Consider the following 23781-nt stretch of genomic DNA (forward strand, 5'->3'; position numbering starts at 1 on the left):
GACTAGCAGTCGCTCTGTCTCGTCGAGACGCCAGGGGCGCATTGCTACGGACCCCAAAGCAACGCGCGCCTTGTTGATCACGTCGCCGTCCAGTTGGAGCGTTACCGCCGCGGACACGATGGCGTACTCATAACTCTCCCGCTCCCGAATCTTCAAATATGCAGATTTCGGCGCTGGCCCACCTAATTCGATACTGGTGATCAGTTCGCCATGACGCAACACGGTGTGTGCGGATGGATTTTCGTCGGGCAGCACATGGAAGCTGCGTGCGGGAATGCGCCGGCCGCTGCCTTGCGCATCCTCGGTTACGATCACCGCATCCAGTGCAGCGAGCGCCACCGCCGGGTCGGAGGGCTGCACCGCCACACACTCGTCGGTCCAGCCGAAGATCGCGTGCCTTTCGTTCAGGCCGTGCAATGCTGCGCAGCCCGAGCCCGCCACTCGCTTGTTGCACGGTGTGGGCGCATCGGCACGGAAGTAGGCGCAGCGTACACGTTGCAGGGGATTGCCGCCGATAGTCGCAAGATTGCGCAACTGGGCAGAGGCCGATTTCAGAATCGCCTGCGACAGGACGGGATAAGCGTTGCGGACCCGTTCGTGTTGCGCCACATCGTTAAGCCTGGCAAGTGCGCCGATCCGCAGCCCCCCGCATGGTAACGCTTCGATGCGATCCATTTCAGGCACACGGCTGATATCGACGACCCGTTCAGGTTTGGTAATCCCGATGCGGAACCAGTTGAGGAGCTCCGTCCCACCCGCCAGCACCGCCGCGTCGGGCAGTTGGGCGAGCGTCAGGGCGTCGGCCCGCGTCGTCGCGCAGGCATAGCTAAAGTCGCGCATCAGCCCATCTCCTTCGCGGCAGCCTCGACAGCCGCCGCGATCTGCGGATACGCAGAACAGCGACAGATATTACCGCTCATCCATTCGCGAATTTCAGCGTTGGAACCGGTGTGTCCCTCGGCAATGCAGCCCACAGCGGACATGATCTGGCCACAGGTACAAAAACCACACTGGAAGGCATCGTGCTCAATGAAGGCCTGCTGGACGGGATGCAGCACCCCATCACTCGCTAATCCCTCTATCGTGGTGATTTTCTTGCCATCGGCACTGACTGCGAGCACGAGGCAGGCATTGACGCGCCGGTTATCCATCAACACCGTGCAAGCGCCGCATTCTCCGCGGTTGCAGCCCTTTTTTGCGCCTGTCAACTGCACCTGTTCGCGCAACAGATCCAAAAGGGTCGTCCTTGCTTCCACGTTGACGGAATGCTCAACGCCATTGATCTGGACGTGCGTCCACCTGCGTGGGGCAAACCGCGTTTCCATTTCTGGATCAGGCTGCCCATTCGCCGTGATTGTCTCGCCGTCTGTCGCGGGACCGGCAACGGCGGTCAACGAATCGTTGTTCATGACAGGCCTCGGCAAACGCTCGTCTTTACGAGGATGCCTCACTCCGTCCTAAGTCTGGCGGTATGAGGCTTCAGTCAACACAGACAGGACCGGCAGAATCTGCTCGGTCCAAAAATTATAGATGCCCATCGTCGGTTTGCAAGAATTCGCGCAGAACGTATGGCAGCGAATCTTTGATGTTTGGATGCCGATATTGTGAGGACTCCGTGCGGCTTGTAACCTGATTCGTCGGTCAGTCGTATCCGATCCCTTAAGTCAGACCTATGAACGACGATGGTGGTAGCGCAAACCGATTGCGGTAAGAAGAGGGACCGCCGCCAGAAGAGGATTTCGCATTGGACTGCCAGCTAACAATATGATGATATCGTCGAAAACACGTACCGATTCCAATAGATGATGGCGCAACGGGTATAGCCGGTTCCCCAGCATTTCTACATGCCCCCGCAATCTCCCGAGTCTCCACTCACGCACCCACGCCCCCTTCCAGTTCCGCAAGGCGCTTGCGCAGCAAGCGATCCTCCTGAAAGCGGCTGGTTTCGTCACGGATCACTGCAACGATACCGGTAAGCTCATTCTGCGGCGAATGCAGCAACGCAACCGTAAACGCAATCGACAGTGCCCGCCCGTCCTTGTGCGTGGCGGGAACGCGCAGTACGTCGTTGCCATAGCGGGTTTCGCCCGTTGCCATGGTCTTGTGATAGCCGTCCCAATGGCGGCCGCGCAAGCGTTCCGGAATGATCAGGTCCAGTGAGTTTCCCAGCGCTTCGCTTTGCGTAAAGCCGAACATGCGTTCGGCCGCGGGGTTCCACAATGTGATGCTGCCGCCGGCATCGGAAATGATAATCGCGTCGCCGATTGCATTGACGAGTTGCTGAAAGTCGATAGCTGTTTGCATAGCGCTCCCCCCAACGTAAAACCGCAGACCCTTGAATCGGATACGGCGCCACCAGGGACGCCGTATCTGCAGGCCCAACCATACAAAATGGGCCTGCCTTGCACCGTTAAACCGCTTTGACTTCGCGCAGGTTGAAGATGTCCTGCTTGCTGTAGCCAAGGCTCGCCAGTACTTCCTCCGTGTGCTCACCGAGCAAGGGGGACGCGGTGACTTCCGGCTTCATATCCGAGAACTTGATCGGACTGCCGACCGTCAGATACGAGCCGCGTTTCTTGTGCGGTACTTCGACGATCGTGCCGCTCGCGCGCAACGACGGATCGTTGGCGAGTTCTTTCATCGTCAGCACCGGCGCGCACGGAATGTCGAACTTGCGCAAGATGTCGACCGCTTCGAATTTGGTCTTGTCGGCCAGCCAGGCTTCGATGGTTCCGAAGATCTCGAAGATATGCGGTTGACGTGCTTCGGCAGTCTTGTAGGCCGGATCATCGATCCATTCGGGTTTGCCGAGTGCCTTGCAGATCGGCTCCCACGCATGGCCCTGGATCGTAAAGTAAATGTACGCGTTCGGATCCGTTTCCCAGCCCTTGCACTTGAGCACCCAGCCCGGCTGACCACCGCCGCCTGCGTTGCCGCCACGCGGCACGACGTCGCTGAATTCGCCGTGCGGATACTGCGGATATTCCTCGAGATAGCCCACGCGCTCCAGCCGCTGCTGGTCCCGCAACTTCACGCGGCACAGGTTCAGCACGCTGTCTTGCATCGACACCGCGACCTTCTGGCCTTTACCGGTTTTGTCGCGCCCCAGCAGCGCGGTCAGAATGCCGATTGCCAGATGCATGCCGGTGTTGCTGTCGCCGAGTGCCGCGGCGCTGATGGTCGGCGGACCGTCCCAGAAGCCGGTGGTGGATGCCGCACCACCTGCGCATTGCGCGACGTTTTCGTAGACCTTCAGGTCGTCGTAGTGATGGCCGTCGCTGAAGCCCTTCACCGAAGCAACGATCATCTTCGGATTGAGTTCGTTCAGGCGTTCCCACGAAAAGCCCATCCGGTCCAACGCGCCCGGCCCAAAATTTTCGACTAGCACGTCTGATTCGCGAATCAGTCTTTCGAGTACTTCCTTGCCTTCGGGCTTTTTCGTGTCCAACGTCAGCGACTTCTTGTTGCTGTTGAGCATCGTGAAGTACAGCGCGTCGGCGTCGGGGATGTCGCGCAACTGATTGCGCGTCACGTCGCCCGAACCCGGTCGTTCAACCTTGATCACGTCGGCGCCGAACCACGCGAGCAACTGGGTGCACGCCGGGCCAGCCTGAACATGGGTGAAGTCGATGATCTTGATGCCTTCGAGAGGTTTGGTCACTTTGGTATCTCCGTAGTTACTCTGGATCACTTTTTCATTGCCGCGCTTTGCGGATTCAGATTGGTCAGGCGGCCGCTTTCGGTCCCCGCCGCTTCATCAATGACGGCATTGATCAAGGTCGGCTTGCCCGATGCGATTGCTTCAAGCAGCGCCTTGGTCAGTTCTTCCGGCGTGGTCGCGTGGTGGCCGACACCGCCAAATGCCTCGATCATCTTGTCGTAGCGTGCGCCCTTCACGAACACGGTCGGCGCGACGTCCTTGCCGCCCGTCGGGTTCACGTCGGTACCGCGATACACGCCGTTGTTGTTGAATACGATCGTGCAAACAGGCAAGTCATAACGGCAGATGGTTTCGAGTTCCATGCCGCTGAAACCGAACGCGCTGTCACCTTCGATCGCGACAACCGGTTTGCCACTCGTCACCGCCGCGCCTATCGCGAAGCCCATGCCGATGCCCATGATTCCCCACGTGCCCGAGTCGAAGCGTTTGCGCGGCTCGTACATGTCGATGATGCTGCGCGCGTAGTCGAGCGTATTCGCGCCCTCGTTGACGACGTTGATGTCCGGGCGCGTCTTCAGTACATCGCGGATCGCGCGCAGCGCACTGTGGAAATTCATCGGCGACGGGTTCTTGTCGAGCGTGGCAGCCATCTTTGCAAGGTTCTTGCTCTTGCGCTCGGCGATCGCGCCGGTCCATTCGTCGCTCGGCTTCGAAAATCCCGCCTCGAGGCCTGCTCTCAATGCCGCCACGCACGAGCCGATATCGCCGATCACCGGCGCGGTAATCGCGACGTTGCTGTCGATCTCGGTCGGCGAAATATCAACCTGAACAAACTTCTTCGGCTCTGCGCCCCACGTTTTACCCTTGCCATGCGAGAGCAGCCAGTTCAAACGCGCGCCGATCAGCACGACGACATCCGCTTCCTGCAGCACGAACGAGCGCGCCGCCGACGCCGATTGCTCGTGCGTATCGGGCAACAGGCCCTTGGCCATCGACATCGGCAGATATGGAATGCCACTTTGCTCGACGAACGCGCGGATCTCCGCGTCAGCCTGCGCATACGCTGCCCCCTTGCCGAGCAGGATCAGTGGACGCTTCGCGCTCTTCAATACGTCGATTGCACGCTTGACCGATTCCGGCGCCGGCAGTTGACGTGGCGCGGCGTCGACCACTTTGACCAGCGACTGCTGCGCCTTCACGGCGTCCAGCGTTTGCGCGAGCAGCTTGGCTGGCAAGTCCAGATACACGCCACCAGGGCGGCCCGACACCGCAGCACGAATCGCACGCGCCACACCGATGCCGATGTCTTCGGCATGCAGCACGCGATATGCGGCCTTCGCGTACGGCTTGGCCGCGTTCAACTGATCCATTTCTTCGTAATCGCCCTGCTGCAGATCGACGATTTCGCGCTCGCTCGAGCCGCTGATCAGGATCATCGGGAAGCAGTTGGTGGTCGCGTTGGCGAGCGCCGTGAGGCCGTTGAGAAAGCCCGGTGCCGACACCGTCAGACAGATGCCCGGCTTCTGCGTCATGAAGCCGCTAATGGCCGCTGCGTTACCCGCGTGCTGTTCGTGACGAAAGCCGATGAAACGCATCCCTTCCGCTTGCGCCAGCCGCGCCAGGTCGGTAATCGGGATACCGACAAGGCCGAAGATGGTGCTGATGTCGTTCAGTTTCAGCGCGTCGATGACGAGATGAAATCCATCGGTCGTCTGGGCTATCTCCTGCTTCGGGGTCGCTTCTGTTGCGGGCCTATCGGCTTCTGCCATGATATGTCTCCTTGGTCACGGGGCTTTGTGGGATTCGTCGTGAGGGCGCGCTCACGTCGTGGTTTATTTAGGTGAACCGCCAGGCGATGGCTGCAGTCGTGCTTCGGCGATGACCACACCGGCCGTCGCGCCAGAATTTTCAATCCAGCGCTTTCTCATCGGGGCGAGGATGAACTTCGCGGACACAGCCGCTGTGATCGAGATCACTGCCGCCGAAATGAACACCGTGCTCCAGCCGCCGTTTGCCGACAGCACCGACGCGATCGGCACCAGCATCGACGCGGTACCTTTCGCGGTATAGAGCGTTCCCGCATTAGCCGCGGCGTATTTGCTGCCGAACGTATCCGCGCAGGTTGCCGGGAAGATCGAGAAGATCTCGCCCCAACACAGGAACACGGCAGCGGCGAAGAACATGAATGCGTAGGGGTTATGGCCGAACTGCATGAGTCCCAGCAGCGCGAGACCTTCGCCGAGAAAGATCATGAACATCGTGTTTTCGCGGCCAATGCGGTCCGACAGAAAACCGCACAACGGACGCGTGAAGCCGTTGCACAAGTTGTCGATCGACAGCGTCATCGTGAGCAGCGGCAGCGTGATGCCCAGCAGATTCACCGGCAGTTTGGCGAAGCCGTATTCCTTCGCGATGGGCCCAAGCTGCGCGGTCGCAATGATGCCGCCGGCCGCGACGAACACGAACATGAGATACAGCACCCAGAAGAGCGGCGAGCGGATCATCTCGCCGGGCGTGTAGTCGATCTTGCTTGCGACCACGCGTCTGGTTGCGACCGCGGTTGCGGGTGGCTTCGGCCGTACCAGCATGGTGGCGAGCAGCAGAATGCAGACGCCCTGGAAAATGCCGAAGAACATGAACGTGTGCTCGTAGCCTGAGCGCTGGATCATGTTGGCGATTGGGATTACGGTGACAGCCGCGCCGGCGCCGAAACCTGCCGCGGTCAAACCGGCTGCGAGACCGCGCTTGTCCGGAAACCATTTGAGTGCCGTGCCGACGCAGGTGCCGTACACGCAGCCCGCACCGATGCCGGCGATCACTGCCGCGGCGTATAGCTCGGCGAGACTGCTCGCATGCGCGTCGATGATCCAGCCGAGCGCCGCACACAGCGAGCCGCCGATCACAACCGGGCGCGGCCCGAACTTGTCGACGAGCCAACCCTCGACGGGCACAAGCCAGGTTTCGGTGACGATGAAGATTGTGAACGCGGTCTGGATTGCCGCCTGGCCCCAATGGTGGGCGTTGTCCATCGGTACGACGAACAGTGTCCACGCATATTGCAGATTCGCGACAAGCCCCATGCACACGACGCCGATCGCCAGTTGCATCCAGCGGTGATGCCAGAAGGCCGTGCGGCTTCCTCCGGGTACGTTGGAATGTCCCATGTCTTTCGTCTCCTGTATATTCCGTCGCGCTCGAACGGCGCGTTGGACCTACGTGATCGAATCGCTTCATGGCCCGTTTGCCTGTGGGCAATGAAGCGCCAATGGTCGGCCAGACGAAATTGCGCTAACGAAAACCCTTACCGTCGATCGAAACGACAACTGGGAAGGTGTTTGGCGTAGAGCGCGTCTGAGGGATGCTGCGCGAGAACAACAATAAGTGAAAGTTAAAACATTTTATGGTTTGTATTAGGCATACCTAATGGATGGGTTTGCGGCCGCTGGCTGTGGGCTTGTGAGAAAGGCAACGCGACTGTCCAGGCACCGAATTTGGTTGCTGCTGTGCCGGGAGCCGACACATAAGCAATGAGTTATCGTTTATCCAAATAACTTTAATTATTGTTTATTGATGCGCCAGCCTATTCTTGGTCGTGCCTATTCCTCAAGGAGACGACCATGAACCCCTCCCAGTTCGATGTTCGCGAGAGCGCGCATGATGCGGAAGTCGAGGCGCAACTGTGCGCCTATAACAGCGCATTCGATGAACTCGGCCTGCGCTTCCGTTGGGACGCGAGCACGCTGGCGTCACTAGCCCGGATCGACGATGAGCAGGCGCAAATTGCTACGTACATCGAAGCGCACCATCCGCACTTGCTGAAAGCGTATAGCGCCGTATTTCTGAGCCAGGCCATTCTCGAGAAGAAAAAAGCTCGCCGTCCAGCGCGCCTACCGATGCACGTCGAAAGTGCACCGCCTCTGAATCACGTGACACGTCAGCCGCAGATGAACAGCCGGCACGCGCGCGTGTCGTACGAGGTCGAGCTGCCGGCGCTGGCTGGTGTTTAGAGGCGGTGCCGCTCCACGATGGAAGTATCTGAGCCCTGCACCGCAGTAGAGCCACAACACAGGCGAGCCGGTTGAAATCGCCCCAAGGGCGATGAAGGGCGCGGGATAGCCAAAGTGACGCGCGAGCAAACCGCCAGGCGCCGGGCGCCGGGCTCAACGCGGCGCCCGCCGCCTGCACTGTTATCACGACGCCTTGTCCGGCATTGACACGCCCAGTGCCGGCACTTGTGCAACCCCCATTCCACCCGCCGATGCCATTCCCGGCCAACCTTGCGCACGGGCCCACGTCAGCAGGTGTCGCGTTACTGGACAGCCGCTGTCCGCAGAGTCGACAGTAAGTGGTGCCCGAGAGCGCCGTGACGTTTGCCCTGTCAGCCGGCGTGGCTCATCCTCCCCGCTTTGCGTGGCCGGTTTTTTGCTACTCTTGAAGTCCTCCCTTTCGCTACCGGCTTATGCCCGCAACCCGACGTCGTCTCTCGTTCGCCAGCCAACTCGTGGTTTTCTGGCTGCTGGTTGCGGTGATGTGCGCGCTCCTCATCGGCCTCGTCTGGTTCATGGCGCAAGGCAATCTGGAGCGGCAGATCGGCGTTGCGCGTCAACAGGCGCAGGCCGGTTGCGAGGCAGTCGCCTCCCGCTATGACTTTTCCTTAGACCGAAGCTCCGATGCGCAAGGCGCGCCGAACACAGACCTGATGCATGCGATTCTTGACGTGGTGCTCGCGCAGATGCCAGGCGTCGAAGGCGGCTTCTGGCGTCCGACGGACAGCGCGCGTGGCACGTTCGACGCCTACGCTTTTCCGACCTACGAGGGCAGCGGCATCAAGCGAGATATTCCGGAAGCCGAAACGCCGTTGATTCTGCGCACGCTGCGTGGGGTGACGGGCGGCCAGGCAGCGTCCGGGTTTGTCGAAGGACGGCAGGACGCTGTCATCGTTTCGGCCTGTCCCGTGCCGCATCGCGCCGGCCTGCTCGCGTGGACGCTCACACGCGTGCGGCCGCCGCTCGGCCCGTATGGCAAGACCCTCGTCACCGCGCTTGCTGTCCTGCTCGCTGTAATCATCGGAATTGCGATTGCGTTGGGCATACTGCTGCGCCGTTGGCGCGGCAATCTTGCCCGCGTCGAGAAGAGCCTGAGCGAGCCAGCGGATCTGCACGCGCCTTTCACTCCGATCGAGCCCACCGGCGAGCCGGACCTGGACAAGATCGTCGCCGCATTTAACGCTTACGGTACGCGCACCACGGCACTGCAACATCGGACGGGCGACCTCGACAGGAAGCTTGCGGGCGCCGAACGGTTTGCCGCGCTCGGCCGGCTGGCGGCGCAAATCGCTCACGAGATCCGTAATCCGATCGGCGCGATGCGGCTCAAAGCAGAAAACGCGCTGGCTGGAGACGCACAGCGCCAGCACCGCGCGCTTGCGTCGATCCTCGAACAGATTCAGCGCGTGGAAACGCAGCTGGCCGGTTTGCTTGCGCTCACGCAGCCGGTCCGCATCGACGCGCAACCGGTCGTGTTGCGCGAATGGCTGGCTGAGCGCATCGAGCTGTATCTCGATGCCGCGACGCAGGCCGGCATCGCGCTCGTCCTTGACGAGAATAAGGACCTGCCGCACGAGGCGCGTTTCGACGCGGCGCAACTGGCACGCGCTATCGACAATCTGATTCTAAACGCACTGCGCCATACACCCGCTGGGGGCCACGTCATGTTGCGCGCGGCGCAGCATGCGGATACCTTGAGCATCGAAGTCGCCGACGACGGACCGGGCGTGCCACCCGCCGAGCGCGAGCGCATCTTTGAGCCATTCGTGACCGGCCACGCCACCGGCTCGGGGCTGGGTCTCGCCGTGGTGCGGGAAATTGCCGTGGCGCATGGCGGCCGCGCCTTCTATGCCGTGCGTCCACGCGGCGCCTGTTTTGTGATCGAGCTGCCATGCCGCACATCCTGATCGTCGACGACGATGACGCGTTCCGCGAGAGTCTCGCCGAAACCCTTGGCGATCTGGGCCATACCGTCATCGAGGCAAGCGGAGGCCGCCAGGCACTCGAGTGTTTCACGAGCGGCGTGCCTATCGACTGCGCATTCCTCGACTTCAGGATGACGGATATGAGCGGCATCGAGCTGCTCGAACAGTTGCGCGCCATGCCCGAGCGCAAGACCCTGCCGGTTGTCGTGCTGACCGCATTCGCCACCAGCGACAATACCATTCACGCGATGCGTCTCGGTGCATTCGAACACCTGACCAAACCGGTGGGACGTGACGCAATTGCTGAGCTGCTGCGCAAGATTGCAGCATCGAATCAAAGCTCGTTCACCGCCACCCAGGTTGCGTCTGACGAGGCGTGGGGCGACGACACCGCGCCGCGCCTGCTAGGCAGCAGCGATGCATTACGCGACGCGCAAAAGCAGATCGGCCGTGCTGCCGCCACGGATTCGACTGTGCTGATCAGTGGCGAAACCGGCACAGGCAAGGAGGTGGCGGCGCGCGTCCTGCACGACGCGTCGGCGCGCCGCCTGCGTCCCTTCGTTGCGATAAATTGCGCGGCCATTCCCACTGAACTGCTCGAGAGCGAACTCTTCGGTCACGCGAAAGGGGCGTTCACGGGAGCGCAAATGCAACGCGTCGGCCGCTTCGTCGAGGCGAACGGCGGCACGCTGTTTCTCGACGAGATTGGGGATCTGCCTTTGCCGATGCAAGCGAAACTGCTGCGGGTAATTCAGGAGCGCGTGTTGACGCCGCTCGGAAGCAACCTCAACACGCCGATCGACGTACGGATCGTTGCGGCGACGCATCGCGACCTCGGTGCCGAAGTCGCCGCGGGGCGATTCCGCGAGGATCTGTTCTACCGGCTCAACGTGATCCCGATTCATCTGCCGCCGTTGCGCGAACGCCCCGACGATATCCTTGCGCTCGCCGCGCATTTTCTGGCGCTCGCCGCGCAGCGCTCCGGAATCTCGCGCACGCTCGGTGCGAGCGCCGAGCGACGTCTGCTCGCGCATACGTGGCCGGGCAACGTGCGCGAGCTGAAAAACGCGATGGAGCGTGTCGCCGCACTCGCGCGCGGCCCGCTTGCCACCGACGACGACCTCGCGTTTCTAACCGCACCGCAGATCGCGGCCAGCGATCTGCCCGGCGCGCTGCTCGATTTGCCGCTGCCTGAAGCCATTGAACGCCTGGAGCGAGCCTCGATCGAACGCGCGTTGCGACTCGCTGCCGGCAATCGCGCTGAAGCCGCGCGGCGTCTCGGCATTAGCCGCCAGTCGCTCTATACGAAGATGGCTGCGTACAAGCTGGGCTGAAATTGCTGGGCAATGCGTCACCGATGTCCGGTTCATATCGCCCAGAAAGCGACGCTCGTTCCGGTACTCATCAAAACGTTCGAACGGCCCTTTTTCCCATAACGTGTCGCCGGTCGCCACCCGCCAGCGACCGGGCACAAGCCATCAATCAGATGTGGCTAACGCACACGGGACGTACCATACTTCAAGCGTTGTGCCTTCCTCTCACTGCCCGACAGGAGAAGTGCCGCCATGAAGCTATTTACCATTGCTATCCTGGCGGTCGTGCTCGCCGGGTGCGTCGCGAACCAAGGCATGTCAACCAATGCGGCGGCGGGGCATACGGAAAGCTGTAAGGTCACATCAGATCAAGAAATTGCGGCGTTGTTCGATCGATGGAATCAGTCGCTGCAAACCGGTGATCCACACGCCGTGGTTGCCAACTATGCGGAGCGGTCCATTCTTCTCCCCACGGTATCCAACAAGCCGCGCTTAACGGTGGCGGAGAAAGAGGACTATTTCCGCCATTTTCTACAGGATCGTCCATCCGGAAAGATTGACTTCCGCTACATTGAGCTGGGGTGCAATTCCGCTGTAGATGCCGGGCTTTACACATTCACCTTCGCAAGAACGGGAGTGGTTGTTCAAGCCCGTTACACCTACACCTATCGCTGGGATGGAGCGCAATGGCTAATCACAAGTCATCACTCATCGGTCATGCCGGAGAAGCAGTAACAGGGGTAAACCTGTTACCGTCCCCAGCTCGCCGCGGTCCCGAACAACGTATCAGCCGCCTGTAACCCGGTCCCAGCCGTGCCGCACGGCAGCCTTGAATCGCTCCCAACCGCTTTCCGGGTAACGCGACTCCCAGTCCTCGCGAGCGTTCGCTTCCACCCCTTGCCAATCATGTCCGCGATACCGCTCATCTTTTCCGAGCGTGGCTCCGTGTGCGTAGGCCCGCTGATATTCGTCGTATGACGCACCCGTACTCGCGTAATGGGCGTCGTATTCTTCCCGCAGTTCATCGACATAAGGCGTGTCGTCCATCGGAATGCCGGCGACGGGATCGCCCAGACGGCCCGTCCCCAATGTCTCCTCCGTCTTTATCCCGCTCGTGCTGTCCTCGGGCGAGTACGCTGCACGAGGAGATTTGACGCCTGCGAACGCATCCTCGGGCGGGCGGGCGAGCCCGACGTCGGGTACACCCGTCAGCTGCTGGCCGCTTTGCACGGACGCAGTCGATCCGAGCCCCTCCGTACGAGTCGTTACCTGCTGCATCCCGCCAACCATCCTCCCGCCCGCCGAAGAATAATCGGTAGCGCCCTGCGTTACGGGCCGCCCGGGTGAAGGCTCCTCGCTCGTCTCTATCGAACCATTTCGCCATACTTTGGCACGCTCTTCGATGTCGGCTGCGCCGGTGCGGCGCATCAAATCGCGAGCCAGGTCTACTTGCATTTCGGACACGTCGGCGCTGACGATCGCTCCACCTCGGCGGATCAATTCTCTGTAATCCTCAGTTTCCGGCGGATATTGTCCGCTTTTGAACAGCCGCGCAAACAATTGTTCGAGTTGATCGAACACTGGGTTGTGATGCCGCAGATCGCCGCTGCCTGGTGCATAAACACGCGGGCCACTTTCGACCGGTGCGTCATCTGACTTGGCATAGATGGCAATATCGGCCTGGGCTACGCCAGCCTCGCCCAATGTCCGTTGTGCCGAGCGCGCGTCAGCGTAGCTATCGAACACGCCTAAAACAGTCTGTCTCATGATTTGCTCCTCCGCAATCGTGGTGCGACAGTCTCGCCGCCGTGTCGTAGTGGGCGCAACACGCGTGCCCGGGGGCGGCAGGAAGTCGCCGACTTTCGCTCACCTCGAGCGGTCGTCCCGCGCGCACAGGACGGTTGCCTGTCTTTCATCCTTTCCTTGGCCGGTAGTAGTTACAGGACCGGCAGGCCAGCGCTAATCCAACGCTACCTTTCGGACGCTCGCAAACCTACGCCTGTCTCAATGCTGCGAAGTATTGGCGGGTGCATCGTCGGCGGCTGTCGTAGATTGACCCGAACCTAAACGTGTGAACAATGTCCTGCGCGTCCACCGACCTCGCGAATTCAGCGGGTGGTTCAGCAATGCCATTCGTCTGACATTAACCCCGTGGCCACTTGCGCGCTGTGGGTATGACGTGCTGTGGACCGCTCAAAAGCCGCTGGAGAATCGCCATGAAATCTCTACAACGCAGGCCGGCTTTTTCTTCCACTTTTTGGCGTCACCTATTGGAGATTTGCGTCGGATTGCTAATCGCCTCGGGCATTGGATCGTGCGGCGGCGGTTCGGGTAGCAGCCCGAGCGCCACCGGTTCGGGCAGCGCCGGCAGTACCTCCGGAACCACTTCTGCGCCTGGTACGCCGGGCACGACTACACCCGGGGGCACAACTACTGGCTCGACACCGACAACTGCGCAAACCTACCCGACCGACGTTCTCATGCACCACAACGACCTCGCGCGAACCGGTCAGATGCTTGCGGAAACAACGCTCACGCTAGCCAACGTCAACTCGACGACGTTCGGCAAGTTGCGCTTCCTGCCGGCGGACGGCAAAGTCGACGCGCAGCCTCTATTCGTAACGAATCTTATGATCGGCACGGCCGCGCACAATGTTGTCTATGTTGTGACAGAGCACGACAGCGTCTACGCTTACGACGCCGATAGCGGTAACGCGCTGTGGCAGATCTCGCTGGCCGCTGCGGGTGAAACCTCGAGTCCTGATCCGGGCTGCACGGATATCACACCGGAGATTGGTATCACTTCGACGCCGGTCATCGACCGCTCACGCGGTCCGAATGGCGCGCTATATGCCGTGGCCATGAGCACGGACGCCAGCGGGAACGTCCATCACCGCCTTCACGCGATCGATCTTGCAACAGGTGCGGAACTGTTTGGCGGCCCGACCGAAATCGCCGCGACGTATCCGGGAAGCGGCGCAGAAGGTGCGAATGGCGTCCTTACCTTCACGCCCTCCCTGCACACCGTGCGCGCTGCACTGACGTTGGTCAACGGCACCATCTACATGGGCTGGACCGCCCACTGCATGTCCGGGAACTACAACGGTTGGCTCATGGCGTACAGCGAGGATACGTTGCAGCAAACGGGAGCGCTGCCCGTTACCCCGAACGGCAGCCAGGGATCGGTCTGGATGGCGGGCTCGGGCATGGCATCGGATGGGACGTCCATCTATTTGATCGACGGCAACGGCACCTTCAACCCGACGCTCAATGCACAGGGATTTCCAGTCGATGGCGATCTGGGTGATGCATTTATCAAGCTCTCTGCCACCCCTGCACTGGTCGCAACCGATTACTTTGCCATGTACGACGTCGTGGCCCAGGCCGCTGCGGATAACGACTTCGGCTCGGGTGGGGCGATGCTGCTGCCCGATCAAACCGCCTCGGATGGAACCGTCAAGCATCTGGCTGTCGGAGCGGGCAAGGATACCCATATCTACGTGGTGGATCGCGACAACATGGGCAAGTTCAATTCAACGACCAACAACATCTGGCAGGAGATCACCGGTGTGTTGACCGGCGGCATCTGGGGTTCGCCGGCGTATTTTAACAATGTGGTTTATTACGGAGGACAGACCGATGCGCTTAAGGCGCTGCCCGTTACCAACGCGTTGCTTGCCACCACGCCGTCGTCGCAAAGCCCGACAACGTTCGCTTATCCCGGCGCCACGCCGGCCATTTCCGCGAACGGTACGAGTAACGGTATTGTGTGGGCGGCGGAAAACGGCACAGTCGGCGCGTTGCACGCCTACGATGCCACCAATCTCGCGCACGAGTTGTACAACAGCAATCAGGCCGGCACGCGGGATCAGTTCGGTCCGGGCAACAAGTTCATCACACCGATGATCGCGGATGGGAAAGTTTATGTAGGTGCGACGAACGGCGTTGCGGTCTACGGCTTGCTAAATTGATGGCGGGAGACGAGGCGTGCACGGGCGTCACGCCAGGTGATCTCTATTCGTGAGAACTCATAGCCTGATCGAAATACTATTTAGGCCGCTCACCCAGCGTTAGCCTCAGCAAGCCGGATCACCCGAATCTATTGAATCAATCATTTTCGACTGGCCGCGTCCCCCAAAACAACACAGCTTCAATGGCGAAAAATACAACAACCGGCACAATCGCCCCCACCGTCCCTGCGATGTCACGTCCAAACCGGCTCGCGACATAAAGCAGCACGATCATGCTGACCGCCATGCCCGGCGCACCGAGCCCGCGAAGCGCCGCGCTGCGATGATAGCCGACCCAGAACGCGGCCCGCCCGGCGATCCAGACCACGGTTGTCGCTACGACCGCGCGCATCGCCGAACCGTCGGGAGAGTAGGCGGCCAGACCGAAAAGCGACGCCGCAAACACGATGATCTGCTCTACCGTGTTCTGCAGGTATCGTTGGTTGACGCGCAACCTGCGTGTCTCGAAGCCCGCCAGCGGATCGAACGCGGGTGAGGTCAACCGCTCGTGCGCCACTGCTTCGACACCCGTCACCAGGCAGAACAGCACGGCAACACACCAGCACTTAAGTGTCAGCAGCATCCGGGCGTCGAGACTATCCATGCCCGGCAAGGGCGACATCAGATAGTCGATACCAAACCAGAGTACCGAGGCAAGAAGCGAGGCAGCCGCGATGCCAGCAATGCCTATTGTGCGCTGCTGGCGAAAGTTGGACGGGTCATGGGCCGGATCGGTCATAGATTTTCCCCCTGGTATTTCGAACAGTGACGTCGTTGGCTATAACAGGCCAGTCGAGAGGACGGTAACACGTTGAATGTCGGGTCTCGGCAAACCCGCAAGACCTTTTCGGGTCGCATGCGACCGATAGCATGTCGGCAGGTACAGCCCGACAGTCGCAGAGATAGCCACACACAACCGTCGACAAGCCCACCCCAATCACCGACAATTTAATGCACCATCATTCCGCCGACGTCCTCGACAACATTGACCTCTCCAACTCTACCTACGTCATTTGAAACAGACCGCCTCGTGATCAGGTGTCCTCGGTCTGGCGACGGTCCCGACTTGTTTGACGCGGTCGTCGACGCGCTGACGGAACTGAGGCGCTTTCCAGCGTCGTTGCCATGGGCGCTCGAAACACCATCAATCGAGACCTCCGAGTCGTTTTGCCTGGCGGGCTCCGCAAATTTTCAGGCCGGAAAAGACTTTCCGTTTTTGTTTATCGACAAGACGTCGCGCATGGTTGTGGGCAGCGGCGGTCTTCACCGGCCAAGATGGACTGTTCCAGCTTTTGAACTTGGCTTCTGGGGAAGGTCATCGCATGTGGGACGCGGACTGTTCAGTGAAGCCGCCAACGGCCTGGCAAATTATGCTTTTGCCAATTTCGGCGCAAAGCGAGTTGAAGCGATCTGCGACGACTTGAATGAAAGAAGCATTCGAGTTTGTGAACGCATCGGAATGCAACTGGAAGGCGTGTTGCGGCAGGAACGGCGCGCATCGGACGGCAGTTTGCGAAACACGCGCATTTATTCGAAGCTAGCGTGAGTTTGCGCTCGGGTCAGGCAGGTGCCGGCAACAGGCGGTCGTTCGCTGGGTCGGCGGTTCACCGATTTGCCTGCTGGACTTCGGGCGCCAGCCACCGATTTATCGCGCCAATCCGGCCAGGCGTAGCCAGGTCACAAGTGCAACAGGGTCACGCCGGTCATCAGCAAAACCGATCACGCCATCTGGACGCACCACGAAGATCGCTCCCGTGCTGGGTTCCCAGATCGTGCTTGCGTGGTTGAGCGAATCCACGAGCGTCGGCACGCCGCCGTCCTCAGGCATCGAAGCGCCGGGCGACAACACACGGACCGCGTGAACAGCGTCGGGGGCAGCAGCGAGGCCTGCGTCAAGCACCGCCCCCCACCCTTCGCCAAACGCCAACACCGTGGCCCGTGGTCCGCGGAAGACATCGAACAGCCGCAATGACCTGCCCTCACGATCGACCAAACCCGGTGCATCTGGCGCACGATCCCCAGCGTGCAGGCTGCCGGGTGCCGAGCGTAGTTCGTGCGAAAGCGTCGACTCCCGATAGCTGATGCCGAGTTGGGACGTGTCCTCCGATGGAGCGACAAGGCCCTGCGTGTTCGAAGACAGCGTCGTGGCGGCCAGCCGCGTCGAAAGTTCGAGTACATGTCGCGCTACCGGCAACCGCTCGGCCTCGTAACTGTCGAGCAACGCACTGTCGGCGCCCCGCTGCACCGCCGCCAGCTTCCAGCCGAGGTTGAAGGCGTCCTGTATCCCGGTGTTCATGCCTTGCCCGCCCGCAGGTGTATGCACATGCGCTGCGTCACCGGCTACCAGGATGCGCCCGGCACGATACCGCTCAACCATGCGCACATTCGCGCGCCACAGCGAAGTCCAGTCGGGCCTCGACAGGCGGATGTCGCTGCGGCCCGTGTAGCGCTCGACCAGTTGCTGGAAGTTCTCCAGGGTGGGGGAATCGGGCGACTTCGGACCGATTGCGATCTGCAACTGGAATCCGTCGGTGCCGGCCAGCGGCGCCATCGCAAGAAAACCTCCGCCTTCAGGGCGCCACACGTGCCAGTGTGCGCGGTCTACCCCTTCGACATGCAGGTCGCCGACCAGCATGCGCATGTCCTCATGCGTCTCGCCGAGAAAACCCAACTTGGCGATGTGCCGCACGGTGCTGCGCCCGCCGTCGCAACCCACCAGCCAGGCCACGTCGACTTCGTCAGTGCCTCCGGCGTGCTGGAGTCTCGCGCGCACGACGTCGTTGGCCACTTCAGCGTCGATGAGAGCCGTTCCGAATTCAACGCGGCCGCCGAGCGCTTCGAGGCGGCCGCGTAGCGCGGCTTCGGTGCGCCACTGAGGGATCAGGACGGATGACGGCCAAGGCGCATCGGGCCGTTGGGCCGGCACGGGACGCGGCACGTCGCGAAAACCGCCATCGGCCGTGTACTGTCGATAGGGCAAGCCGACAAGACCTGAACTCACAATCTCATCGACAATGCCCAGCCGGTCGAACACTTCAAGCGTGCGCGGTTGTACACCTTTGGCGCGTGAACCGGCGAAAGGACCTTCGGCAGAATCGATGATCCGGAACGGCATCCCTCGCACGGCAAGCTCACAGGCGAGGGTCAAGCCGGTTGGACCCGCCCCGACAATCATGACAGTGGACATCGATGCGGCCTCCGTTAAAGGTAAGAAAGCCCAACTAAAATGGAACTAGCAATACGCTACCTAAGACTTGGCTATCAGCCTTTTACGAGTGACCGTTTCGAGAACGCTCACGAATTCCGACGCTGCAGGAGATATATCCGTGCCGGTGAGAATGCGCAGCTCAAGCGCCGGCAATCGCGGTAGCCCAAAATCGAGCCGTCGTATTCCATCAGGAATGCCATGCATCGTCCGGACAGTCACACCGAGGCCAAAGCGGACCGCGGCCCACAAGCCAGACAGGCTTGGCGTAGTGAGAGACAGACGCCAGCGGACCGCGGCCGCATCCAATGCCTGGAGGGCGGCCTGCCGAAACAGACACGGGTGATTGAAAAGCACGAGCGGAAGACCGTCCTGATACCCGCGCACTACCTCCGCGGCATCCTCCCGGCCGAACCAGAACATCGGCATGGATGCCAGCAGGTCACCCGCCCTCGAGCGCCCCGCTTCCGAAAACGCGAGCGCAATATCGAGCCGTCCCGCCCTAACCTCTTCCTCCAAGGCATAGTTGCGCCCTGCGCGGACCTCGACGTGCACGTTCGGCTGCAATTTCGAAAAGCGGGCGATCGCATCGGGCATGACGTCCTCGAAGAAATCCTGCGGCAATCCCAGCCGGATAGCCGGCGCCGCAACCGTCGCACCCAGCGTCGCGCCGGCTTCGTCATGCATGGCAACGATCCGCCGCGCATACGCGAGCAGTGTTTCACCCGCCTCGGTAGGCACAAGTCCGCGGCCGTTGCGCTGGAACAGGATGTGGCCCGCCTGCTCCTCAAGGCGTTTCAACTGCATGCTGACGGCTGATTGCGACCGCCCGAGCTGAACAGCCGCACGCGCGAAGCTGCCCAGTTCCGTACCGACGACCATGGTACGCAGCGCTTCGATATCGAAATGTGGCCTCATCTATCTGAATCCTTGAAGTGTTACTTCATATATATCCGTTAGACGAAATGGTAGCCGTTGATCAGAATCATGGGCAACTAAAAAAGGAACAGGCCATGAATACATCGAAGGCAATTGGCTTCATCGGCATCGGCACCATGGGCGAGCCGATGGCAAACAATCTTCTGCGCGCCGGCATCCCGCTGATGGTGTGGAACCGGTCGGCGCAACGGTGTGAACCTCTGTCGCGAGCTGGCGCGACGGTCGCGCAGAACATCGCCGACGTGTTCGCGAGGTGCGACACGATCATCCTGATGCTGGCCGACGGTGCGGCCATCGATGCCGTACTCGGCCGAGGCACGCCCGAATTTGTTGCGCGTGTCGCAGGACGCAGGCTGGTCGCCATGGGGACGGTGTCGCCGGGGTTTTCGGAGGCCTTGGCGGCCGACATCCGCGCAGCCGGTGGTCACTATGTGGAGGCGCCGGTCTCGGGTTCACGCAAGCCGGCCGAAGCGGGACAGCTTGTCGCCATGCTCGCGGGGGATGACGAGGACGTCGCTGCGGTACGCCCGTTGATGGCTGCGATGTGCCGGGAATGTTTCGAGTGCGGCCCGGTGCCGTCAGCCCTGCGCATGAAGCTCGCAGTGAACGTCTTCCTGATCACAATGGTCACCGGCCTGACCGAAGCTGCACATTTTGCCGAGCGCCATGGTCTCGATATGGAGCGTTTCGCTGCCATCCTCAGTGCTGGCCCGATGGCGAGCGATGTATCGCGAGTCAAGGCCGCCAAGCTGGTACAGCGCGACTTCGCTCGTCAAGCCGGCATTTCCGACGTGCTGAAAAACAGTCGGCTGATCGTCGAGGCGGCCCGCGAGGCGGCCGTCGCAGCACCGCTCATGGAAACATGCTTCTCGCTCTATGGCGAAACCGAAGCCTTGGGCTTTGGCGAGGAAGACATGGCGGCCGTTGTCCGGGCATTCGAAGCGCGTACGGCAGGTGGTTCGCTATAAGCTTCTTTTGTTTTCGCCTTAAGCACGGACCCGCTCTGAGGCACGCGGCGTCGCACAATGACCGGGCATGCGCAGGGGTGTGCACGGCATCGTTAGTTTCTCTCCCGATCTCCCTCCTGATCGCGCGCCAGTAAGGCAATCGCCCATTCCACCAAGTCGTCTCGTATCGGTAATAATTTCGGTTACCTGATTATGTTGTCATGCACAAAGATAGCTTCTTTTGATGCATTTTCATTGCGTCTCTTTCGCACTCTTTATGAAATCCAGTTCGACCAGTCTTGTTGATATTTTGTAAATAGATGATATAAACAAAGCCACGCATCGGTCTGCATCGACAACGCTCATTTAAAGCGGGCGAAATTATGCAAAGGAACGTGTGGAGTCTCGGCTTTGGCGGGATGGCAATCCTTACCGGCGCGATGCCGGTGGGCGCTGATGCAGCCTGTTCGGCGACAGCACCGGTCAGTAATACCACCGTTACCTGCTCTGGCACAGGCATCTCATCCGTCGTTGCCGCGACGGGAAGCACCAACGTCACCATCAACATCGATTCAACGGCGACCGGCAGTTTCTCATTGCCGGGAACGCCGACGCCATTCACGGTTGACTCCTCCAGCGCGATCACCAACAACGGCACGCTCTCCCTGTCAGGCAACGGCACGGGTGTCGCGAACCGCGGGGCGGTACTGATCGGCATGAACAACGGCAATACGATCACCAACGGCACGACAGGCGTGATCTCCACGACGGGTGCCTACAACGACGGTCTCGCAGCGAACGGCAACAACAACGCGCTGATCAACAACGGCAAGATCACGACGACGGGCAACAATTCGTATGGCATGACAGCCGCGTGGGGGCAAAGCAACGCAGGCGCTTCGGGCAACGCCCTCACCAACACGGGGACAGTCTCCACGACGGGCAGCAACGCGCGCGCCGCGTCGCTGCTAGGCGGCAGCGGCACGATCAACAACAGCGGCACGCTGACCTCGAGCGGCAAGGACAGCCCGGCTGTCTACATGCAGGGCAACAACGACACGCTGATCAACAGCGGCAAGATCCAGACCACGGGTACCGCGACGAGCAGCGGAAGCGTCGACGCGGTCGTGTCGAACACCCTCGGTACATCGTTCACAGCGACGATCACGAACCAGACGGGTGGACAGATCATCAGCAATAACGGCATTGGCGTACGCTCGACCAACGGCAATACGACGATCACGAACGCCGGGCTGATCCAGGGAGGCGGTGGCACTGCGATCAAGGGCGGCAACGGCAATGTCACTCTGAACCTGCAGACCGGCTCACAGATCATCGGCACGGCCGATGGCGGCGGCGGTACCAACGTCGTCAACCTGCAAGGCTCAGGCACCGCGTCGAACGCATTCGTCAACTTCCAGAGCCTGACGATGGCAGGCGACGCGTGGACCTGGGCGGGTACCGGCACGTTTTCGAACGCCCTCGTGCAGAGCGGCACGCTGAACCTGACAGGCACGCTCGGCACGACGACGGCATCGGTTATCGCGACGATCAACAGCGGCGCGACCCTGCAGGCCAATGCGTCGAACCTGCCACTCTCCGTGACGGATAACGGCCTTGTGCGCTTTCAGCAGGACAGCGCGGGCACCTACACGGGACTGATCGGCGGCGCGGGCGCAGTGGAGAAGGCAGGCGCGGGCACGCTGAGTTTGTCCCCGGCTGCGTCGGGTGGCAACACCTATTCGGGCGGCACGACCATCACGCAAGGCACCCTGTCCGTCGCGGCAGACAATGCGCTTGGCGCGTCATCCGGCGGCTTGACGTTCAACGGCGGCACGCTTCAGCTCGACAGCGCGTTTAATCTCGCGTCGAGCCGTGCTCTCTCGATCACCTTGAACAATGGCACAATCGACACGCAAGGCTACGACTCGACGATCACGCAGAACATCACGGGCGCGGGCTCGCTGACGAAGCTCGGCTCCGGCGCGTTGACGCTTAACAGTGCGAACAGTTATACCGGCGGAACGAATGTGGATGCGGGCACACTTATCGTCGGCGACGGAACGAGCTCATCGGCGGCGCTGTCCGGCGGCGGCCCGGTCACGGTCGCATCGGGCGCAACGCTTGGCGGCTACGGCAGCGTGACGGGCAACGTGACGAACAGCGGCACGATTTCCGTGGCGAATGCGCTCGGCAGTCTTTCGAGTGGTTCGACCGGCAACTTCCAGATCAACGGCAATCTGACGAATGCGGGCCTCGTGCAACTCGGTGGCAGCGGCATCGGCAATGCGTTGACGGTCGCGGGCAACTATGTCGGTCAGAATGCAACGATCGCGCTAAACACCTATCTGGCCGGAGATGGCGCAGCGTCGGACAAGCTCGTGATCAACGGCGGCGCGGCAAGCGGCACGAGCACGCTGAAGGTGACGAATGTCGGCGGCCCTGGTGCGCTGACTCCCACAGACGGAATCCAGGTCGTGCAGGCGGCCAACGGCGCGACGACGGCCGCGAGCGCCTTCACACTGTCCGGTGGATCGGTCAGTGCGGGCGCCTACACGTATTACCTCGCGAAAGGCGGTACGTCGACGGGGACGAGCGACAGTTGGTATCTGCGCAACACGGTGCCGCCGAAACCGCAGCCGCTGGCATCGCAACCGGATCAGCCGAGTCAGCCCGGTCAGCCGGCTCCAACTCCCCCATCGCCCATCGTCGCGGAGGGCACGCCGCTCTCCATCGCGCAGGCCGTCGCCGCTGCGGCCCCAGGCGCCGCAGAAGTGCCGGTCTACCGGCAGGAAGTGCCGCTGTACACGGAAGCGCCGGCGGTCGCCCGCCAACTCGGGCTGGAGCAGATCGATACGTTCCACGATCGCCAGGGCGAACAGGGGCTACTGACCGGGAACGGCCAGGCGCCAGCATCGTGGGCGCGTGTCTGGGGCGGCTACAGCGACCTGCAGCAGAAAGGCGACGTGGCGCCGTCCTTCGACGGCACGGTATGGGGGATACAGATCGGGCAGGAGCTATACGCGGACAACAGCCCCAGCGGCCACAGCAATCACTATGGATTCTTCCTCGGCTTCTCGCGCGCGGTAGGCGACGTGAACGGCTTTGCACTGGGCCAACAGGATCTGGGCGTCGGTACGCTGCAGGTGAATGCGTACAACCTGGGCGGCTACTGGACGCACGTGGGTCCGGGCGGCTGGTACACGGACGCAGTGATGATGGGTAGCGCCCTGACCGTGCGCACACTTTCGAACGACGGCGTGAGCGGTTCGACGGACGGCAACGCGTTCACGGGCTCGGTCGAGGCGGGGCTGCCGATCGCGTTGGGCTACGGGCTGACGCTGGAGCCTCAGGCGCAACTGGTGTGGCAATGGCTGTCGCTTGACCGGTTCAACGACGGAGTCTCCGACGTGACGTGGAATAACGGCAACACGTTCCTCGCCCGGGTTGGCGCACGGCTGCAATGGGCATTCGATGCGAACGGAATCGCCTGGAAGCCTTACCTGCGTGTGAGCGTGCTGCGCTCATTCGGCGCAGACGACGAGACGACTTTTAGCGGCACGACGACACTGGGCACCCAGGTCGGCCAGACGGCCGGTCAGATCGGCGCAGGGCTCGTCGCGCAACTGACGAAGCATGGCAGCGTGTATGCGACGGCCAGCTATCTCACGAATCTCGGTGGCCAACATCAGCGCACGATTACCGGCAATGCCGGCGCTCGCTGGACCTGGTAGC

19 protein-coding genes and 1 pseudogene are annotated in these 23781 nt (G+C 61.4%); 8 read left to right on the top strand and 12 right to left on the bottom strand.

The genetic code is table 11. The features are described 5' to 3' along the window. From P3T20_RS14805 to oxlT, 6 genes are all read right to left on the bottom strand, one after another. The coding region (locus P3T20_RS14805; RefSeq protein WP_429287176.1) for an FAD binding domain-containing protein at positions 1–840 on the bottom strand (840 nt) is incomplete at its 3' end. Further along, a complete protein-coding gene (locus P3T20_RS14810) occupies positions 840–1409 on the bottom strand; it encodes a (2Fe-2S)-binding protein (RefSeq protein ID WP_083611605.1) in 570 nt (189 codons plus the stop codon). The genes P3T20_RS14810 and P3T20_RS14805, both read right to left, overlap by 1 nt. Positions 1410–1872: 463 nt before the next feature. Continuing rightward, positions 1873–2304 carry a PAS domain-containing protein gene (locus tag P3T20_RS14815; RefSeq protein ID WP_074267273.1) on the bottom strand — a complete coding sequence of 144 codons (432 nt, stop codon included), beginning with the start codon at positions 2302–2304 and terminating at the stop codon, positions 1873–1875. 106 nt (positions 2305–2410) lie between these two features. Further along, a complete protein-coding gene (frc, locus tag P3T20_RS14820) occupies positions 2411–3661 on the bottom strand; it encodes a formyl-CoA transferase (protein WP_074267272.1) in 1251 nt (416 codons plus the stop codon). A gap of 26 nt (positions 3662–3687) precedes the next feature. Then, positions 3688–5430, bottom strand: a complete 1743-nt coding sequence (oxc, locus tag P3T20_RS14825; RefSeq protein ID WP_074267271.1) for an oxalyl-CoA decarboxylase — start codon at positions 5428–5430, stop codon at positions 3688–3690. Positions 5431–5493: 63 nt separating this feature from the next. Continuing rightward, entirely contained in the window at positions 5494–6825 is a 1332-nt protein-coding gene (gene oxlT / locus P3T20_RS14830; RefSeq protein WP_074267270.1) for an oxalate/formate MFS antiporter, read from the bottom strand. A gap of 453 nt (positions 6826–7278) precedes the next feature. Here oxlT and P3T20_RS14835 point away from each other — a divergent pair, with 453 nt between their 5' ends. Beyond that, on the top strand, positions 7279–7668 hold the full coding sequence (locus P3T20_RS14835) for a hypothetical protein (RefSeq protein WP_074267269.1): 390 nt from the start codon (positions 7279–7281) through the stop codon (positions 7666–7668). A gap of 27 nt (positions 7669–7695) precedes the next feature. Here the strand turns inward: P3T20_RS14835 and P3T20_RS14840 are convergent. Then, positions 7696–7888: pseudogene (locus tag P3T20_RS14840) on the bottom strand (MFS transporter); the annotation flags it as partial. A 232-nt stretch (positions 7889–8120) separates the two neighbouring features. Here P3T20_RS14840 and P3T20_RS14845 point away from each other — a divergent pair. The 3 genes from P3T20_RS14845 (at position 8121) to P3T20_RS14855 (ending at position 11680) form a co-directional block, all read left to right on the top strand. Next, positions 8121–9614, top strand: coding sequence for an ATP-binding protein (locus P3T20_RS14845; RefSeq protein WP_074267268.1), 1494 nt, complete (start codon positions 8121–8123; stop codon positions 9612–9614). Next, positions 9599–10966, top strand: a complete 1368-nt coding sequence (locus tag P3T20_RS14850; protein ID WP_074267267.1) for a sigma-54-dependent transcriptional regulator — start codon at positions 9599–9601, stop codon at positions 10964–10966. Before P3T20_RS14845 ends, P3T20_RS14850 begins: the two co-directional genes overlap by 16 nt. Before the next feature lie 231 nt (positions 10967–11197). Then, positions 11198–11680 carry an SgcJ/EcaC family oxidoreductase gene (locus tag P3T20_RS14855; RefSeq protein ID WP_074267266.1) on the top strand — a complete coding sequence of 161 codons (483 nt, stop codon included), beginning with the start codon at positions 11198–11200 and terminating at the stop codon, positions 11678–11680. A gap of 51 nt (positions 11681–11731) precedes the next feature. On the opposite strand, the gene P3T20_RS14860 is transcribed toward P3T20_RS14855, so the two are convergent. Further along, complete coding sequence (locus tag P3T20_RS14860) at positions 11732–12712, bottom strand: hypothetical protein (protein ID WP_074267265.1); 981 nt, start codon at positions 12710–12712, stop codon at positions 11732–11734. A gap of 449 nt (positions 12713–13161) precedes the next feature. Between P3T20_RS14860 and P3T20_RS14865 the strand changes: the two genes are divergently transcribed. Next, complete coding sequence (locus tag P3T20_RS14865; protein ID WP_429287177.1) at positions 13162–14916, top strand: pyrrolo-quinoline quinone; 1755 nt, start codon at positions 13162–13164, stop codon at positions 14914–14916. Between the two features lie 136 nt (positions 14917–15052). Here P3T20_RS14865 and P3T20_RS14870 read toward each other — a convergent pair whose 3' ends face one another. Then, positions 15053–15694, bottom strand: coding sequence for an MAPEG family protein (locus P3T20_RS14870; RefSeq protein ID WP_074267263.1), 642 nt, complete (start codon positions 15692–15694; stop codon positions 15053–15055). Between the two features lie 291 nt (positions 15695–15985). On the opposite strand from P3T20_RS14870, the gene P3T20_RS14875 reads away from it, so the two are divergent. Next, positions 15986–16501 (top strand): GNAT family N-acetyltransferase, encoded by a 516-nt coding sequence (locus tag P3T20_RS14875; protein WP_167379432.1) that lies wholly within the window; start codon positions 15986–15988, stop codon positions 16499–16501. Positions 16502–16600: 99 nt separating this feature from the next. On the opposite strand, the gene P3T20_RS14880 is transcribed toward P3T20_RS14875, so the two are convergent. Together P3T20_RS14880 and P3T20_RS14885 are read right to left on the bottom strand one after the other, a co-directional pair. Next, complete coding sequence (locus P3T20_RS14880) at positions 16601–18142, bottom strand: FAD-dependent monooxygenase (protein ID WP_074267261.1); 1542 nt, start codon at positions 18140–18142, stop codon at positions 16601–16603. A gap of 60 nt (positions 18143–18202) precedes the next feature. Next, positions 18203–19078, bottom strand: a complete 876-nt coding sequence (locus P3T20_RS14885; protein ID WP_074267260.1) for a LysR substrate-binding domain-containing protein — start codon at positions 19076–19078, stop codon at positions 18203–18205. A 17-nt stretch (positions 19079–19095) separates the two neighbouring features. On the opposite strand from P3T20_RS14885, the gene P3T20_RS14890 reads away from it, so the two are divergent. Further along, the gene (locus P3T20_RS14890; protein ID WP_302050864.1) at positions 19096–20067 is read left to right on the top strand and encodes an NAD(P)-dependent oxidoreductase; all 972 of its coding nucleotides are present in this window, start codon (positions 19096–19098) and stop codon (positions 20065–20067) included. Between the two features lie 190 nt (positions 20068–20257). Here P3T20_RS14890 and P3T20_RS14895 read toward each other — a convergent pair whose 3' ends face one another. After that, positions 20258–20668 (bottom strand): hypothetical protein, encoded by a 411-nt coding sequence (locus tag P3T20_RS14895; protein ID WP_254368962.1) that lies wholly within the window; start codon positions 20666–20668, stop codon positions 20258–20260. Between P3T20_RS14895 and P3T20_RS14900 the strand changes: the two genes are divergently transcribed. Continuing rightward, entirely contained in the window at positions 20643–23780 is a 3138-nt protein-coding gene (locus P3T20_RS14900) for an autotransporter outer membrane beta-barrel domain-containing protein (RefSeq protein WP_429287178.1), read from the top strand. The two genes, P3T20_RS14895 and P3T20_RS14900, sit on opposite strands and share 26 nt — an antisense overlap. The last annotated feature ends 1 nt before the right edge of the window (position 23781 follow it).

The organism is Paraburkholderia sp. GAS206C (assembly GCF_050435645.1).
Classification (GTDB): domain Bacteria; phylum Pseudomonadota; class Gammaproteobacteria; order Burkholderiales; family Burkholderiaceae; genus Paraburkholderia; species Paraburkholderia phenazinium_B.

What these genes read in the sequence shown, in the direction of transcription:
- P3T20_RS14810 (WP_083611605.1), bottom strand. Translation starts at nt 1,409, where the DNA reads ATGAACAACGATTCGTTGACCGCCGTTGCCGGTCCCGCGACAGACGGC.
- P3T20_RS14850 (WP_074267267.1), top strand. Translation starts at nt 9,599, where the DNA reads ATGCCGCACATCCTGATCGTCGACGACGATGACGCGTTCCGCGAGAGT.
- P3T20_RS14885 (WP_074267260.1), bottom strand. Translation starts at nt 19,078, where the DNA reads ATGAGGCCACATTTCGATATCGAAGCGCTGCGTACCATGGTCGTCGGT.
- P3T20_RS14860 (WP_074267265.1), bottom strand. Translation starts at nt 12,712, where the DNA reads ATGAGACAGACTGTTTTAGGCGTGTTCGATAGCTACGCTGACGCGCGC.
- P3T20_RS14865 (WP_429287177.1), top strand. Translation starts at nt 13,162, where the DNA reads ATGAAATCTCTACAACGCAGGCCGGCTTTTTCTTCCACTTTTTGGCGT.
- P3T20_RS14880 (WP_074267261.1), bottom strand. Translation starts at nt 18,142, where the DNA reads ATGTCCACTGTCATGATTGTCGGGGCGGGTCCAACCGGCTTGACCCTC.
- oxlT (WP_074267270.1), bottom strand. Translation starts at nt 6,825, where the DNA reads ATGGGACATTCCAACGTACCCGGAGGAAGCCGCACGGCCTTCTGGCAT.
- P3T20_RS14815 (WP_074267273.1), bottom strand. Translation starts at nt 2,304, where the DNA reads ATGCAAACAGCTATCGACTTTCAGCAACTCGTCAATGCAATCGGCGAC.
- P3T20_RS14835 (WP_074267269.1), top strand. Translation starts at nt 7,279, where the DNA reads ATGAACCCCTCCCAGTTCGATGTTCGCGAGAGCGCGCATGATGCGGAA.
- P3T20_RS14855 (WP_074267266.1), top strand. Translation starts at nt 11,198, where the DNA reads ATGAAGCTATTTACCATTGCTATCCTGGCGGTCGTGCTCGCCGGGTGC.
- oxc (WP_074267271.1), bottom strand. Translation starts at nt 5,430, where the DNA reads ATGGCAGAAGCCGATAGGCCCGCAACAGAAGCGACCCCGAAGCAGGAG.
- P3T20_RS14870 (WP_074267263.1), bottom strand. Translation starts at nt 15,694, where the DNA reads ATGACCGATCCGGCCCATGACCCGTCCAACTTTCGCCAGCAGCGCACA.
- P3T20_RS14845 (WP_074267268.1), top strand. Translation starts at nt 8,121, where the DNA reads ATGCCCGCAACCCGACGTCGTCTCTCGTTCGCCAGCCAACTCGTGGTT.